Below are 14,320 nucleotides of genomic sequence, written 5' to 3'. Positions count from 1 at the left end.
CTGCGGAGTCAAAATACGCAGCCAGTACATCGGGCCAGAAAATAATCAGCGACCCGGTTGCAAACAGTGCGAACGTGATTGCCCCCGGTATGAATTGCGCCAGATAAAAATTGGCATCGCCAGGTAAAAGCGTCCAAGTGCGCTCAGCCGTCGCCGTTGCAATCGAATAAGGATGGTCGTCATCCGTGCTAATCTCCTCAAGCACGCCGCCGACAAGCGCGTAAGTCCGGAACAAAGCGCGCCAGAAAAAAACGAAATCAATCCTGCCAACAAACATAAAGCGCCGAAATACATCTGGTTTTCGACCTGCGAGAGTCCGGCGGCGATAGCGCCCATGAAAACAAAGTAAAAGTTGAACCGGCTGGTAAGCATTCCCTCAAGGTATTCGCGCTCATCATCCAGGTTCCGGACTGGAAAGGTCAGGGCGACATTTGCTGCGTCGCGCTTTTCCCCTGCTACCTTTTTACTTTTTTGAGATTTCGATTTTGCCACGGATCCAAGTTTTTCAATAATTTTCGTTTTCATGTCCAAATGCTCGGATCAATGAACATGAATTTCAAGACAAAAGCCGTCAATTACCTGATTTTCGAACGGCCAGGTCACGTTGAAAATATCGCCGAAAGACGTCATGCAAAAAAAGCCGCCGCACGTTCCGGCAAGAACGGCGGCGGTCAGGGAATGCGGGTTCCGGGGGATCTGATGTGCGTCGGGGGGATGAGGTAAAGCCCCGGGGACATGAGAACAGGCAGTTTTTCAGTCGTGGCACATCGGTCTTGGGGACAGTGAGATGCGCGCAAGCACGATCAGGGTCGGAACATCGCAGGCAGAAAGAGGTGTCAGGTCAGTCCAGGAAGATAGAGGGCGCCCACCAGCATCACCATCAATGCTGCGGCACCAATTGCGTCACCGAGCAGAGTGTCGCTGGATCGGGCGGCGGCTGTTTTGATCTGGTGGATCATGATGGGCTCCTGTCTATCGTCTTGTTGCCCCTTTGTTCTCATTTTGGAAAGATTTTGTAAAGAACTTTTTAAGAACATTCGTGAACAAAATGTTCCTTTCCTCGTTAACCTATTGTATTTAAATCAATTATTTTTCGTCAGGGTTCAGCCAACAGAAATCAACCGTATCGCCTGATCCTGTTCCATTAACCATAAAAGAACGCGGGCTGCCTGCCCCCGGTCGCTGGTCAGGTCAGGATCATCATGGAGCAGCTTGCGCGCATCACTTTGTGCAACTGCCATCAGCGCCGCCTGTGCCTCCATATCCGCGACGCGAAACCGCGGCAGGCCGGATTGTGCCGTACCGATCAGATCACCGGCACCGCGCATCTCCAGATCAACTTCGGAAATCCGAAAACCGTCTTCGGTGTCGCGCATCGTGGTCAACCTGCGTTCACCATTCTCGCTCAGCGGGGCCTGATACATCAACAAGCAGGTTGAATGCGCCTCGCCCCGACCAACGCGGCCACGCAACTGGTGCAACTGCGCCAACCCGAAACTTTCCGCCCGTTCAATCACCATGATCGACGCGTTGGGCACATCAACGCCCACTTCGATCACGGTTGTGGCAACCAGAACATGGGTTTCACCGCGCTGGAACGCCTTCATCGCCGCATCCTTCTGATCGGGCGGCATTTGGCCGTGGACAAGCCCCACAACGCCTTCGCCCAATGCGGCCCGCAGGCGTTTGAACCGCTCCTCGGCACTGCTCAGATCGACAACTTCGCTTTCTTCCACCAATGGGCAGACCCAATATGCCTGACGCCCCTCCGCAATCGCGCCGCGCAGATGGTCCACGACCTCGTCCATGCGACCCATATTCACCAGGGCAGTCTTGATCGGCTTGCGCCCCGGTGGTTTTTCATCCAGCACGCTCACATCCATATCGCCATATTGCGCCAAGGCCAGCGAGCGCGGGATCGGCGTGGCCGTCATCACCAGCACATCGGCTTGCGCACCCTTTTTGCCCAGCTCCAGCCGTTGCCGGACACCAAAGCGATGTTGTTCATCGACAATTGCCAAACGTAAATCGGCAAACTCAACATCCTTCTGAAAGACCGCGTGGGTGCCGACCAATATGTGAATATCACCCTGAAGAAGGGCGGCCAGTTTGGCACGGCGTTCGGCCCCCTTGTCGCGCCCGGTCAGGATTTCGAGCACGACGCCCGCCGCTTCGGCCAGAGGCCGCAACCCTTCGAGATGTTGGCGCGCCAGAATTTCCGTGGGGGCCATCATGACCCCCTGCCCGCCTGCCTCTACCGCGATCAGGAGCGCTTTGAGCGCCACAAGCGTTTTGCCCGCGCCCACATCGCCCTGAAGCAAGCGGTTCATGCGCATGGGTTGGGCCATGTCGGCGGCCACTCCGGCAATCGCGCGGGTCTGCGCGCCGGTCAGCGCGTAGGGTAGCGCCTCCAGCACCTTGGCCTGCAACGTGCCGGTTCCGACAGTTTCGCGCCCTTTGGCGCGCCGCAATTTCGACCGTGCCAATGCCAGTGTCAGTTGATGGGCGATGAATTCATCATAGGCCAATCGCTCTCGTGCCGGATGCGACGCGCTCAAATCCGCTATGTTTTCAGGGGCATGGGCGGTTTCAACAGCGGCGCGCCACTCCGGCCAACCCGCTTGCGCCTTTTGCGCCGGGTCAATCCATTCAGCCAAGTCCGGCGCACGCGACACGGCCGAAGTGACTGCCTTGCCCATCATCTTTTGCGTGACGCCCGCGGTCAGCGGATAGACGGGTTCGAAATCCGGAATGTCGGTGATTTCCTCAGGCGGGAGCACATGGTCGGGATGCACCATCTGACCGATACCCTCGAAGAGCTCCACCTTACCCGAGACGACACGGCGCGCGCCAGTTGGCAGGATTTTCCGCAGATACTCATCACGGGCGTGAAAAAACACAATCTGGAACGTTGTGGCCGCGTCTGTGGCCTCAACCCGGTACGCGCCGCCGCGGCGGGAGGGCGCGCGATGTTGCCCAACGGTTACCTCGACGGTCACCACACCGGGTAGATCGGCCCCTTGAATTGTGTCGCGCTTGCGCCGATCAACACCGGACTGAGGCAGCGTGAAAATCAAATCCCGCGGGCGGGCAACGTCCATCGTCGCCAGATTTTGCACTGATTTCGGCCCGACGCCAGTCAGCGTCTCCAGCCCGGCAAAAAGCGGAAAAAGGATTTCGGGCCGACTGCTCATGCGTCGCCAATCAGTGCAAGCCACCCATCTTCGTCAATCGTCTCGACCCCCAGATCAGCTGCCTTTTTGGCCTTGGAGCCCGCCCCCGGCCCGGCCACAAGCAAATCGGTCTTGGCGCTGACCGACCCCGAAACTTTGGCCCCCAAGGCCTCGGCGCGCGCCTTGGCTTCGGCCCGTGTCATCTTTTCCAAAGTGCCCGTGAACACGACGGTTTTGCCCGCCACGGGGCTGTCTTCCATGTCTGGCTGCTCGGCCTCTTCAACGCTCAAATGCGCGACCAACCTGTCAATGCTGGCCCGTTCCTGTGATTGCGCGAATGCGGTCACCAAGGATCGGGCCATCACGTCGCCCACGCCATCAATGCCAAGCAACCGGTCCCATTCGGGCCCTTCCAAGCCCGCGGCACTGTCCATCGCCGCGGTGAATTCATCCCACCGCACATAGACCCGCGCGATCATGTTGCTGGCCGCCTCGCCCACATGGCGGATGCCAAGGGCAAAGAGCAATCGGCCAAAGCCAATCCTGCGTTTTTCGTCGATGGCATCAAACAGGTTGCCAGCACTTTTATCGCCCCAACCCTCGCGGTTTTTCAATTGCTGCATGCCGCTGCCAAAGCGATCGCGCAGGGTGAAAATATCCGCAGGTTCCGCAATCCATTGATCGCGGTAGAACTGCTCCACCTGCTTTGCCCCCAGGCCTTCGATGTCAAATGCCGCGCGGCTGACAAAATGCTTCAGTTTTTCAACCGCCTGCGCCGGGCAAATCAACCCGCCCGAGCAGCGCCGGACGGCGTCGCCCTCTTCCCGAACCGCTTCGGACTGGCATTCCGGGCAGACCTGCGGAAAACCGTAAGGCACCGCGTCGTCGGGCCGTTTCGTCAGATCCACATCCGCAACTTTGGGGATCACGTCGCCCGCGCGGTAAACCTGTACCCAATCCCCGACACGGATGTCCTTGGCATCGCGGATAACGTTGCCCTTACTGTCGAGGCCCTTGATGTAATCCTCGTTGTGCAGGGTTGCATTGCTGACCACAACGCCGCCAACCGTGACCGGCGTCAAACGCGCCACCGGCGATAACGCCCCCGTGCGACCGACCTGAATGTCGATGGCCTCGAGCCGGGTCCAAGCCAGTTCGGCCGGGAATTTGTGGGCAATCGCCCATCGGGGCGTGGTCGAGCGGAAGCCGAGGCGACCCTGCAGCGCCAGGTCGTCGACCTTGTACACGACGCCGTCGATGTCATACCCCAACGTCGCGCGTTTCTGTTCGATCTGCCGGTAATGCGCCAGCATCTCGGCCGGCCCATCGCATGTTGCGGTAAGCGGATTGGTGGAAAACCCCATGGCAGCAAAGCGATCAATCGCGCCCGTTTGCGTGTCCGCAAGCGGTTCGGAGACGTCCCCCCAGGCATAGGCGAAAAACTTCAACGGGCGGTCGCGGGTGATGCTCGCGTCCAGTTGCCGCAACGAACCCGCGGCCGCGTTGCGGGGATTGGCAAAGGTTTTCGCCGATTTTTCGGCCTGACGGGTGTTCAACGCTTCGAAATCTGCGTGGCTCATATAGACCTCACCGCGCACCTCAAGCACTTCGGGCGCCTCGGGAAGGGTCTGAGGAATGTCGGCGATGGTGCGGGCGTTTGCCGTCACGTTTTCACCGATACTGCCATCGCCGCGTGTGGCGGCTTGCACCAAAACGCCCTTTTCGTATCGCAGGCTCAGGCTCAACCCATCAATTTTGGGCTCCGCCGTGTAGGCCAATGGTGCGGCCCCATCCAAGCCCAAATATTTGCGAATGCGTGTGTCAAACTCGGTAATGTCTTCATCATCAAAAGCGTTACCCAGGCTCAGCATGCGCACCGCATGCGCGACCTTGGCAAAACCCTCTGCAGGAGCTGCACCAACATTTTCGCTTGGGCTGTCGGGGCGTTTGAGATCGGGAAAGCGGGCTTCGATCTCGGCATTGCGCCTTTTGAGCGCGTCGTAATCCGCGTCAGAAATGTCGGGCGCATCTTCCGTGTGATATGCGCGGTTGGCCGCGTTCAATGTGTCGGCCAGCCGCGCCAGTTCTTCGCGTGCTTGCGCTTCACTCAACATGTCAACGGCAATCCGGTCGCTCACAATATCCCCCGATCTGCGTCAGGGCCAAATCGCCCCTGCTTTCAGATCAAAGTGATAGGCCGAGGCGCCGCTATGGTCCAGATGTCTCTGTACCCACCGGCCACCAAAGCGCCGGTGCGATCTGGGCCAAAATCATGCCAGCGCGGTCGGCACCGCATAACCGAAAACCGGGTGCTGCGCTTTTATACGCAGACACCCGGCTCTCTCGGTCATTTTGATGTTATGCGCCTTCGGCCATGCATCCGGCGGCGCAGGTCGGGATCAGGCGCCGACAGCGACGCGTTGATCATCCATCTCACTGGGTTCAGGATCACGCAGCACGTAGCCCCGCCCCCAAACCGTTTCGATGTAATTGTCGCCATCTGTTGCTTCGCTCAGCTTTTTGCGCAGCTTGCAGATGAACACATCGATGATTTTGAGTTCTGGCTCATCCATGCCGCCATAGAGATGGTTCAGGAACATTTCCTTTGTCAGCGTCGTGCCCTTGCGCAAACTCAGCAGTTCCAGCATCTGGTATTCCTTGCCGGTCAGATGCACTGTCTTGTTATCAACATCCACAGTCTTGGCGTCGAGATTTACATTGATCTTGCCGGTTCGGATCACCGATTGTGAATGGCCTTTGGACCGGCGAATGATCGCATGGATCCGGGCCACCAATTCTTCGCGATGGAAAGGTTTGGTCAGGTAATCATCCGCCCCGAAACCAAAGCCTTTGATCTTGCTTTCCGTGTCATCCGCACCGCTCAGAATCAGGATCGGCGTTTCGATCCGTGCCAGGCGCAATTGCCGCAACACATCATGGCCGTTCATGTCCGGCAGGCCCAGATCAAGCAAAATCAGATCGTAATCATAGAGCTTCGCCAGATCGATGCCTTCTTCACCCAAATCCGTCGTGTAAACGTTCAGGTTGGCATGGGTCAGCATCAGCTCGATGCTTTTTGAGGTTGTCGGATCATCTTCGACCAAAAGCACGCGCATATGTTCTCTCCGTTAAATCTTTGTTGCCTAAACAAACACTGGCCAAAATTGGTTAACCACAGGTTACCGATGCAGAACATTATGCGAATTCTACTTAAAGTTGTCTAATGCTTTTCAAAGATGTTACCTTCAAACCCTCTTCTCCATGCGCATTTACGGCGGAAACCCACTCATGGAACTCCTCCGTGCTCAAATTATAGCGCTTCAGCGCGTCCGATTGGGTGATCAACCCATATGCCACACCCCGTACAACCGCAATTTTGCGCGACGCCACCCATCGGCGCGTGTTTTCCGGGGGCAAATCTGCCAGGGTCATCACGGTCCCATCCGGCAGGGTCACGGCCCTTGGCCCATCAACTTTCTTCAGATACATCACTCTCACCTCTCTTGAAGGAGGTCCAAAATGACGCCTCGGCACTTAACGCCCGGTGAAATGCGACCTTGAGAGTAGTTAGGATTTTCCTATATTCCGCTGGAATTCACCCGGAGCTGCAACATGTCTCTCGATCACCCTTTGAACTCGCTTGGATTTGCCAAGCCGCCCGCGCAGACCCGCGTGGTCGTTGCCATGTCCGGTGGCGTCGACAGTTCGGTCGTGGCCGCGCAATTGGCGGAAGAAGGATACGATGTGGTCGGCGTGACGCTGCAACTTTATGATCACGGGGCAGCGTTGGCCAAAAAAGGCGCCTGCTGTGCCGGTGTGGACATCCATGATGCCCGCCGTGTTGCGGAGGAAATGAATTTTCCCCATTATGTGCTGGATTACGAAAACATCTTCAAAGACGCGGTGATCGACGAATTTGCGGACAGCTATCTTGCCGGCGCAACGCCTGTGCCCTGTATTCGCTGCAACGAACGGGTGAAATTCAAAGATTTGCTGGAAACCGCAAAAGATCTGGACGCCGATTGCATGGCGACGGGGCACTATATCCAGCGCAAAATGGGCACGAATGGCGCTGAATTGCACTGCGCCACGGATGCAGCACGGGACCAAAGCTACTTTCTGTTCTCCACCACACCGGAACAGCTCGATTACCTGCGCTTTCCCCTGGGCCATTTGCCGTCCAAGGATGCAACACGCGAACTGGCCGCGAAATACGGGCTGAGCGTGGCCGATAAACCCGACAGCCAGGATATCTGCTTCGTGCCGGACGGGAATTACGCCAGCGTGATTGAAAAACTGCGACCCGGTGCTGCGGAGCCCGGACAGATCGTCGACACCAACGGCACCGTTCTGGGGGAGCATACCGGCGTGATCCATTACACGATTGGACAGCGACGCGGGTTGGGCATTGGCGGGCTGAGCGATCCGCTTTACGTCGTCAAGCTCGACGTCGACGCCAAACAGGTTGTGGTCGGCCCCAAAGAGCTTCTGGCCACGCGAACAATCCCGGTGCGCGAAATCAATTGGCTGGGCGATGCCCCGATCACCAGCCAAGAGGAATGGCACGTTGCGGTGAAAGTCCGCTCCACCCGTCCACCGCGCGAGGCGATCATCCGGCCCCTGTCGGACAACGAAGCGGAAGTCGAGTTGCTGACACCCGAAGAAGGCATCAGCCCGGGTCAGGCTTGCGTCTTTTACGAAACGACAGGCAGTCGCATTCTGGGCGGAGGCTGGATCTGGAGCGGTGCACCCGCCTAGATCACCGGAACTCAATTGAGTTCGCGATGCTCACGCCGGATCCTGTGCGCTGACACGCCGCTTGCCTAAAGGACTTTGTTCATGTGAGGCGTCGCGTTGCGACAAACCGCCGAGGAAGAAGGCGGAGCCGAATGACGAGACATCAAGCGTGCGCGCCCGCGCACACATTTTGGCAGCGGTCAGGATGCGAGTGCGTGTTCCAGATCGGCAATCAGGTCGCTCACGTCCTCGATCCCGATCGATAGCCTCAGCAAATTCTCGGGAATGCCCGTATCCGGCTCGACGGTTTGACGATGCTCCACCAAACTTTCCGCGCCACCAAGCGATGTCGCGCGGTGAAACACGGTCAATTTTCCTGCAGCCGTCAGCGCGGCTTCGCGCCCGCCTTTGATCAAAACGGACATGAGATAGCCAAACCCACCAGACATCTGAGCCTTGGCCACATCATGGCCGGGGTCGTCTGGCAATCCGGGGTAATACACCGTTTCAACCGCCGCATGACCCGCCAGAAACTCGGCCACTGCCTGCGCATTGGCACACATACGCTCGATCCTGAGCGGCAGGGTTCGGACACCGCGCATCAAGAGCCACGCTTCAAACGGCCCCAGAATGGCACCCGCATCGTGGCGGTCCGCCCGTACCGCCTGCCAAGCCTCACTTGTCGCATCGGCGCAGCACAAAAGGCCCGCCAGCACATCAGAATGGCCGTTGATCGCCTTGGTGGCCGAATGCATTACAAAGTCCGCGCCCAATGCCAAAGGCTGCATCAACACCGGCGTGGCCGCCGTCGCGTCTACTGCCAACAAGGCCCCTGCCTGACGGGCCGCTTGTGCCGCGGCCCGGATATCCGCCACTTTCAACCACGGATTGGACGGCACCTCGATCCAGACCAAATTGGCGGGGCCTTGCGCACAGGCCTGTGCCAGGGCCGCGGCATCCGACGCATCAACCTCATGCAGTTCAATATTGCGGCGCGCGCAGAAGTCTCGCGTCCACGCCGTCACCCCCCAGTAAATACCAGATTGCACTACAACGCGGCCACCGCTGGGCACCGTTCGGAAAAGTGCCGTGACCGCGGCCATGCCGCTTGGGAAAAGCTGGGCTTCCGCCGCGCCTTCCAATTGGCGCAACACTTCTTCGGCCTGCCGCACCGTGTCGTTATGATCCCGGCCATAGCTGTTTTCGTCGCGCAGAAGAGTGTTGTCGCGGTCGCGCAAGAAAGTTGTCGCCATGTGCAGGCCCGGCACGACACCCGCACTGGCCGCGTCAATCGCACCCGCCGCCCGCGCAGCAATCGTGGCCGGTTTCATCGGCGGTTTAGACATGATGTCATCCTATATCTGAAACAAACGCCCGGGCCCCCAGCCCGTGGCAGGGATACCGGCGCGTTTCAACAGATCCCAGATCAGCGCAAGATTGGAACTGATCACCGGCATGCGCAATTCATCTTCGGCATCGTCGATTACGTTGAAACTGCCCAGATTGGTGCAACTGGAAAAGACCGCCTCGACACCGGGATGCCGGCCCGCCTCCAACATCGCGTCCTTGGTCGAACGCTGTGAAATGCGGGCCACCTTGCGGTCATCCGCCTCGCCAAAGCTGACCTCATGCAGCACGTCAATGCCATGATCAGCCAGAAACGCCCGCATTGGTGCCGCGACTTCTGCCGTGTAGGGGGTGACAAGCCCGATCTTGCGGGCCCCAAGCGCTTTCAAGGCCGCCACAACACCGCTGATCGGATTGGTCACCGGCACGTCTGGCTGAACGGTTTGAACCTGTGAGGCCACACCCTCCGGCCCAATGAAAACCGAGGCTGAGGTACAGCCATAGGCAATCGCGTCGAGACCTGCCGGTAAAAGGCGCGCTGATTCCGGCATCAATGCCTCCATCGCCTTCAGCGATGCCGGCGTGACCGTCGGGTGCGATTCGATGCGGCTGTGCATCAAGTTTACCCCGCGCCCTTCAACAACCTGACGTGCTTCATACTCAAGTGTTTCATCCGTGCTCAGCACGATCATCCCCAGCCGGTGTCCGCCCCCGGCCCCTTCGTCAAATTCCACGTTCCCCATTACGCGATCCTCTCCTTTGCGCCCGGTTGGCTCAGGATCCCGCCTGAAACCGCCGCCCGCACCCCCGTTGTGCCCGGACATGACGTGGGCAACCCCCGCATGACCCGAACCGCCAGATGCGCAAAGGCCTGCGCTTCCAGCATATCTCCATCCAATCCCACCGCTTCCACCGGCTCAACTGGGCAATCCAGACTGACCCGCAACATCTCCATCAGCACCAGATTATGACGCCCGCCCCCGGTGACCAACAAACGACACGGCGGCACCGGACAATGTTCCATGCCTTTCAAGACCGAGGCGGCACTCATACCGGCAAGCGTGGCCATTGCATCCGCGTCCGAAAGCTCCCCCACCAGACCAACCATGTCTCCAAAACTGTCCCGATCCAGCGATTTGGGCGGCATCCGCGCAAAATACCGGTCCTCAAGAAAAAGCTCCAATGCCCCCTGCGCCACTTCACCTTGCCGCGCCAAGGCACCATCGCGATCAAAGGGCTGACCCAAACGCGCTTGCATCAGATCATTCATCGGCGCATTTGCCGGGCCCGTGTCAAAGGCAAGCAAAGCGCCCTCTTCCTCCGGCTTGGCCTTGCGCGGATCGATCCATGTCAGATTGCCAACCCCGCCCAGGTTCAAAAACGCAACTGGTTCCTGCGCGCCAAACCACTTGGCACAGGCGAAATGGTAAAACGGCGCCAAAGGTGCCCCCTCACCGCCAAGCTCCATATCAGCACTGCGAAAATCCCAAACCACGGGCAGCTCGAGCGCGCCAGCAAGTGCCGCGCCATCGCCCAGTTGGTGTGTCCCGCGACCGCCCGGTTCATGTGCCAAAGTCTGACCGTGGAAACCAACCAGCTGCGCGCCGTCAAAACCGCTCAGCACCTCCTGATGTGCCTGATGCACAACCTGCGCGGCGTCGGTTACATCATCACCCGGCCAGCACCCGAGGGCGGACTGCAGCACCCGGCGCTCGTCTGGCGCATAGGCGCGATACGCGCTGTCGCCAAAGCCATATACCACCTCGCCATCGGTATCGATCATGGCAGCATCGACCCCATCAAGCGACGTGCCGGACATCGCCCCAAGTGCCAAAACCCTTTGACCCGCCATGTCCGGACCTCCCGCCGTTCATTTGATGCTGCGATTTCAACATCGAACCGATCCACGCGGATGGCAAGCGTTATCGCGCACTCCCGTGATATGCAGACCTTTCGTGAACAGGAGAACGGCAGATGCAGGACAGGATTAAGCGGATCGACAGCTGAAAACCGACCCTCATCGTCAAGCTTCCGGAAACAATGCCCGGATTACGCAACGACAATACTCCGAAAATTAGACAATCATTGAATTTAGTTTGACGTGGTCACTGTTAGCTCCTAGATACCCCGTACACGGTGAGATAACATTTTCGTGAAGTCTTTTCCGTCCTGTCTGTAACCAGTCGCGCCGCACACAAATGGCGCCTCAAGTAGAGAGTAAATGCATGACGAATTTCGCCCGTTCGGCTATTGTAGCCGCCTCCCTTTCCCTTTTTGCTGCTGGTTCGGCTTCGGCTGCCACAACCACGGCTGATTATAGCCTTGGCGCAGGGACCAGTGTGACAATCACCTCGTCGACAAGCGGTACAACCGGGAATTTCTTTGCCGGTAACTTCGTGTTGGATCCTGTCACCGGTGACGACATCATCAGCTTCTGTGTTGATCTGGCGCACACCATCGCCAATGGCGTTACCTATGAGATGAAGTCGCTTGCCGAAAGCGGGTTCACGGCGACGGTCCGGAGCAACATCAACAAGCTCTTTTCGACCTTCTATGCCACTTTGAACGGCGACAACACGGAAACCGCCGCGTTCCAGACCGCCCTGTGGGAAATTGTTGACGAAGCTGCAAACAGCCCGTTCGACATCAGCGACGGTTCGTTCAGCATCGCGAGTTCCGCCGTGGGTGACCGCGCGCAGGCCATGCTCGACGGTCTGGGCGAAGAGACAACGGATTGGGATTTCGTTTTCTACGACGCTGGTGAAAACCAGAACCAGTTGAGCGCGACCCCAAGCGGCACCGGTGGACAGGTGCCTCTGCCTGCGGGTCTGCCCCTGTTGCTCACAACCATGGGCGCATTTGCTGTGATCCGTCGCGGCAAGAAACAAGCCTAAACCAAGGCTATACCAGTTCTCAGAAAACCCGGGCGTCACAGCTCGGGTTTTTTCGTGCCTGCGCCAATCTGACTTGAACCTCAAGGGATGCTTGCGCTACAGGTTCGTCCACCCCTCAGCGACGGAGCCCGGGACATGACCTACCACCCCAAATCGGATTTCATGAATGTCATGATCAGCCGTGGCTTTCTAGCCGATTGCACCGATTATCAGGGGCTGGATGACGCGATGCTGGCGGGGGTTGTGCCGACCTACATTGGTTACGACGCCACGGCGCAATCGCTGCATGTCGGGCACCTGCTGAACATCATGATGCTGCGCTGGCTGCAGAAAACCGGGCACAAACCCATTACACTCATGGGCGGCGGCACCACCAAGGTGGGCGACCCGAGTTTTCGGTCAGATGAACGCCCCCTGCTCGGCCCCGAACAGATCGACAGCAACATCACTGGCATGCAGCAGGTGTTTGCGAAATACCTCGCGTATGGCGACGGCCCGACAGACGCGATCATGCTCAACAATGCCGAATGGCTGGATGGGTTGAACTACCTCGATTTCCTTCGTGACATCGGGCGGCATTTTTCAGTCAACCGGATGCTTTCGTTTGAATCGGTCAAATCCCGGCTCGACCGGGAGCAATCGCTCAGCTTCCTCGAATTCAATTATATGATCCTGCAGGCCTATGACTTCATGGAGTTGAACCGCCGCTATGGGTGTCGCTTACAGATGGGTGGCAGTGATCAGTGGGGCAATATCGTTAACGGGATCGATTTGACCCGCCGCGTGATCGATGGCGAGGTTTTTGGCCTTACGTCGCCTTTGCTGACCACATCGGACGGCAAGAAAATGGGGAAAAGCCAGGGCGGTGCGATGTGGCTCAACGCCGACATGCTCAGCGCCTACGAATTCTGGCAGTTCTGGCGCAACACCACCGATGCCGACACGGGCCGGTTCCTGAAGCTCTACACTGAGCTGCCCTTGGATGAATGCGAACGGCTTGGCGCACTGGCCGGGTCCGAGATCAACGAGGCCAAGATCATCCTCGCCAATGAAGTCACGACCCTGCTGCACGGGGCCGATGCGGCCCACGCGGCTGAGGCCACCGCGCGTGAGGTTTTTGAGAAAGGCGGCGTGGGCGATGACCTGCCCACCGTGGAACTCAGCCCCGCGGATATCGGCGATGGTGTCTCGATTGTGCAGCTTATCGTCAAATCCGGTCTCGCCAAATCCGGCAAAGAGGCCAAACGGCTCATCTCCGAAAACGGCGCCCGCCTGGACGACGCGCCGTTGACCGACGCCGGCCTGATGATCGACGCCGCAGCACTAGCCTCCCCCATCAAGCTCAGCGCCGGCAAGAAACGCCATGCGCTGGTGCGTCTGGCGGATTAGCGCAGAGCCGCGAGGAGCGGAGCGCTCGTTCAGAATCTGCTATGCGGACAAAGCCGTCGTCTGATCCGCTTGAACAAATGGCGGCTTTCAGAGATCTTTCCGGGCAAGACGGTCGTTTGTGCCGGTTTGTCATCTAGGCTGGAAACCCCAACAATTTATCAAACGTCCAACTAAGGAACGCTGGGAAGGTCGCGGCCACCACAAGAAACGAGGCGATCTCTCGAGCTTGAGAAAAAAGGAGGTGAATGATTGGAAGAACCCGTTCCAAAAAAGATAGACTTTGAAAGCATAGAGGAAACGGCCAAGCTTTCTGAAGATCGAGACGATGACCTCATCGAAGACATCGAATATGCTGAATTTCTGATGAAGTCTTTTCCGTGGGTTCACGAAGTAAAGCAGACCTATGTTGGGGCATATTTTGAAGGCATTGTTGGCATATATCTATTTGAGTTTATCCATAAAGAGACAGGAACTCCCGACTTCCTTTGGCTATTTTTGGGAGGAGATAGTCCAATCTTATGGTTGCCCACCGACGAGAGCCCAAATCCTGCGGAAGCCTTGATCACTTATTTGGACGTCGTTGGCGTTTGGGTGGATGCGGTTCTGAACTCCAAGCCGACAGAGGACCTCGCTCCAATTGATGTGCCAGAGACTGAAGTAGATGCGCTGCGCTTAAGGCGGCACTTAGCATTTTTGGAGGATTACGTGCTGCCTCAGTGTAGCGGTCGATGAGCCCCCAGCAGCTTGAAGAGCAGACATTTATTCCCCGTGCAGCATTTG

Annotated in this window: 14 protein-coding genes; 5 read left to right on the top strand and 9 right to left on the bottom strand. The window is 58.0% G+C overall.

Annotated features, from left to right (window positions below):
- Nucleotides 1-45: 45 nt before the first annotated feature.
- Complete coding sequence (locus ACZ1HJ_RS13750) at nucleotides 46-525, bottom strand: hypothetical protein (protein ID WP_472719222.1); 480 nt, start codon at nucleotides 523-525, stop codon at nucleotides 46-48.
- A gap of 24 nt (nucleotides 526-549) precedes the next feature.
- On the opposite strand from ACZ1HJ_RS13750, the gene ACZ1HJ_RS13745 reads away from it, so the two are divergent.
- Nucleotides 550-723 (top strand): hypothetical protein, encoded by a 174-nt coding sequence (locus tag ACZ1HJ_RS13745; protein ID WP_472719221.1) that lies wholly within the window; start codon nucleotides 550-552, stop codon nucleotides 721-723.
- A gap of 113 nt (nucleotides 724-836) precedes the next feature.
- On the opposite strand, the gene ACZ1HJ_RS13740 is transcribed toward ACZ1HJ_RS13745, so the two are convergent.
- The 5 genes from ACZ1HJ_RS13740 to sciP all read right to left on the bottom strand — a co-directional run bounded on the left by ACZ1HJ_RS13740 (nucleotide 837) and on the right by sciP (nucleotide 6,662).
- The gene (locus ACZ1HJ_RS13740; RefSeq protein WP_472719220.1) at nucleotides 837-959 is read right to left on the bottom strand and encodes a hypothetical protein; all 123 of its coding nucleotides are present in this window, start codon (nucleotides 957-959) and stop codon (nucleotides 837-839) included.
- A 144-nt stretch (nucleotides 960-1,103) separates the two neighbouring features.
- Nucleotides 1,104-3,194 carry an ATP-dependent DNA helicase RecG gene (gene recG / locus ACZ1HJ_RS13735; protein WP_472719219.1) on the bottom strand — a complete coding sequence of 697 codons (2,091 nt, stop codon included), beginning with the start codon at nucleotides 3,192-3,194 and terminating at the stop codon, nucleotides 1,104-1,106.
- The gene (gene ligA / locus ACZ1HJ_RS13730; protein ID WP_472722214.1) at nucleotides 3,191-5,287 is read right to left on the bottom strand and encodes an NAD-dependent DNA ligase LigA; all 2,097 of its coding nucleotides are present in this window, start codon (nucleotides 5,285-5,287) and stop codon (nucleotides 3,191-3,193) included. Before ligA ends, recG begins: the two co-directional genes overlap by 4 nt.
- Before the next feature lie 285 nt (nucleotides 5,288-5,572).
- Nucleotides 5,573-6,289: a response regulator transcription factor CtrA gene (gene ctrA / locus ACZ1HJ_RS13725; RefSeq protein ID WP_472719218.1), complete on the bottom strand. Its 717-nt coding sequence runs from the start codon at nucleotides 6,287-6,289 to the stop codon at nucleotides 5,573-5,575.
- A 94-nt stretch (nucleotides 6,290-6,383) separates the two neighbouring features.
- Entirely contained in the window at nucleotides 6,384-6,662 is a 279-nt protein-coding gene (gene sciP / locus ACZ1HJ_RS13720; protein WP_472719217.1) for a CtrA inhibitor SciP, read from the bottom strand.
- A 123-nt stretch (nucleotides 6,663-6,785) separates the two neighbouring features.
- Here sciP and mnmA point away from each other — a divergent pair, with 123 nt between their 5' ends.
- The gene (mnmA, locus tag ACZ1HJ_RS13715) at nucleotides 6,786-7,931 is read left to right on the top strand and encodes a tRNA 2-thiouridine(34) synthase MnmA (RefSeq protein ID WP_472719216.1); all 1,146 of its coding nucleotides are present in this window, start codon (nucleotides 6,786-6,788) and stop codon (nucleotides 7,929-7,931) included.
- Between the two features lie 179 nt (nucleotides 7,932-8,110).
- Here mnmA and ACZ1HJ_RS13710 read toward each other — a convergent pair whose 3' ends face one another.
- Genes ACZ1HJ_RS13710 through ACZ1HJ_RS13700 form a run of 3 tightly spaced genes read right to left on the bottom strand, consistent with a single transcriptional unit; the run spans nucleotide 8,111 to nucleotide 11,109 of the window.
- The gene (locus tag ACZ1HJ_RS13710; RefSeq protein ID WP_472719215.1) at nucleotides 8,111-9,256 is read right to left on the bottom strand and encodes a trans-sulfuration enzyme family protein; all 1,146 of its coding nucleotides are present in this window, start codon (nucleotides 9,254-9,256) and stop codon (nucleotides 8,111-8,113) included.
- Nucleotides 9,257-9,265: 9 nt separating this feature from the next.
- Nucleotides 9,266-10,000, bottom strand: coding sequence for a maleate cis-trans isomerase family protein (locus tag ACZ1HJ_RS13705; RefSeq protein ID WP_472719214.1), 735 nt, complete (start codon nucleotides 9,998-10,000; stop codon nucleotides 9,266-9,268).
- Nucleotides 10,000-11,109, bottom strand: a complete 1,110-nt coding sequence (locus ACZ1HJ_RS13700) for an anhydro-N-acetylmuramic acid kinase (protein WP_472719213.1) — start codon at nucleotides 11,107-11,109, stop codon at nucleotides 10,000-10,002. The genes ACZ1HJ_RS13705 and ACZ1HJ_RS13700 overlap by 1 nt, the downstream gene beginning before the upstream one ends.
- Before the next feature lie 373 nt (nucleotides 11,110-11,482).
- Here ACZ1HJ_RS13700 and ACZ1HJ_RS13695 point away from each other — a divergent pair, with 373 nt between their 5' ends.
- The 3 genes from ACZ1HJ_RS13695 (at nucleotide 11,483) to ACZ1HJ_RS13685 (ending at nucleotide 14,272) form a co-directional block, all read left to right on the top strand.
- A complete protein-coding gene (locus ACZ1HJ_RS13695) occupies nucleotides 11,483-12,151 on the top strand; it encodes a VPLPA-CTERM sorting domain-containing protein (protein ID WP_472719212.1) in 669 nt (222 codons plus the stop codon).
- A 135-nt stretch (nucleotides 12,152-12,286) separates the two neighbouring features.
- Nucleotides 12,287-13,540 (top strand): tyrosine--tRNA ligase, encoded by a 1,254-nt coding sequence (gene tyrS, locus ACZ1HJ_RS13690; RefSeq protein WP_472719211.1) that lies wholly within the window; start codon nucleotides 12,287-12,289, stop codon nucleotides 13,538-13,540.
- Nucleotides 13,541-13,789: 249 nt separating this feature from the next.
- Entirely contained in the window at nucleotides 13,790-14,272 is a 483-nt protein-coding gene (locus tag ACZ1HJ_RS13685) for a hypothetical protein (RefSeq protein WP_472719210.1), read from the top strand.
- The last annotated feature ends 48 nt before the right edge of the window (nucleotides 14,273-14,320 follow it).

It is taken from the genome of Roseovarius sp. JB2-10, assembly GCF_055693585.1.
The sequence above is the reverse complement of the archived record's forward strand: the minus strand, read 5'-3'. Positions and strand labels throughout refer to the sequence as shown.

Coding starts and splice junctions, on each gene's coding strand:
- ACZ1HJ_RS13750 (WP_472719222.1), bottom strand. CDS start 525: ATGAAAACGAAAATTATTGAAAAACTTGGATCCGTGGCAAAATCGAAA.
- ACZ1HJ_RS13745 (WP_472719221.1), top strand. CDS start 550: ATGAATTTCAAGACAAAAGCCGTCAATTACCTGATTTTCGAACGGCCA.
- ACZ1HJ_RS13740 (WP_472719220.1), bottom strand. CDS start 959: ATGATCCACCAGATCAAAACAGCCGCCGCCCGATCCAGCGACACTCTG.
- recG (WP_472719219.1), bottom strand. CDS start 3,194: ATGAGCAGTCGGCCCGAAATCCTTTTTCCGCTTTTTGCCGGGCTGGAG.
- ligA (WP_472722214.1), bottom strand. CDS start 5,287: ATGTTGAGTGAAGCGCAAGCACGCGAAGAACTGGCGCGGCTGGCCGAC.
- ctrA (WP_472719218.1), bottom strand. CDS start 6,289: ATGCGCGTGCTTTTGGTCGAAGATGATCCGACAACCTCAAAAAGCATC.
- sciP (WP_472719217.1), bottom strand. CDS start 6,662: ATGTATCTGAAGAAAGTTGATGGGCCAAGGGCCGTGACCCTGCCGGAT.
- mnmA (WP_472719216.1), top strand. CDS start 6,786: ATGTCTCTCGATCACCCTTTGAACTCGCTTGGATTTGCCAAGCCGCCC.
- ACZ1HJ_RS13710 (WP_472719215.1), bottom strand. CDS start 9,256: ATGTCTAAACCGCCGATGAAACCGGCCACGATTGCTGCGCGGGCGGCG.
- ACZ1HJ_RS13705 (WP_472719214.1), bottom strand. CDS start 10,000: ATGGGGAACGTGGAATTTGACGAAGGGGCCGGGGGCGGACACCGGCTG.
- ACZ1HJ_RS13700 (WP_472719213.1), bottom strand. CDS start 11,109: ATGGCGGGTCAAAGGGTTTTGGCACTTGGGGCGATGTCCGGCACGTCG.
- ACZ1HJ_RS13695 (WP_472719212.1), top strand. CDS start 11,483: ATGACGAATTTCGCCCGTTCGGCTATTGTAGCCGCCTCCCTTTCCCTT.
- tyrS (WP_472719211.1), top strand. CDS start 12,287: ATGACCTACCACCCCAAATCGGATTTCATGAATGTCATGATCAGCCGT.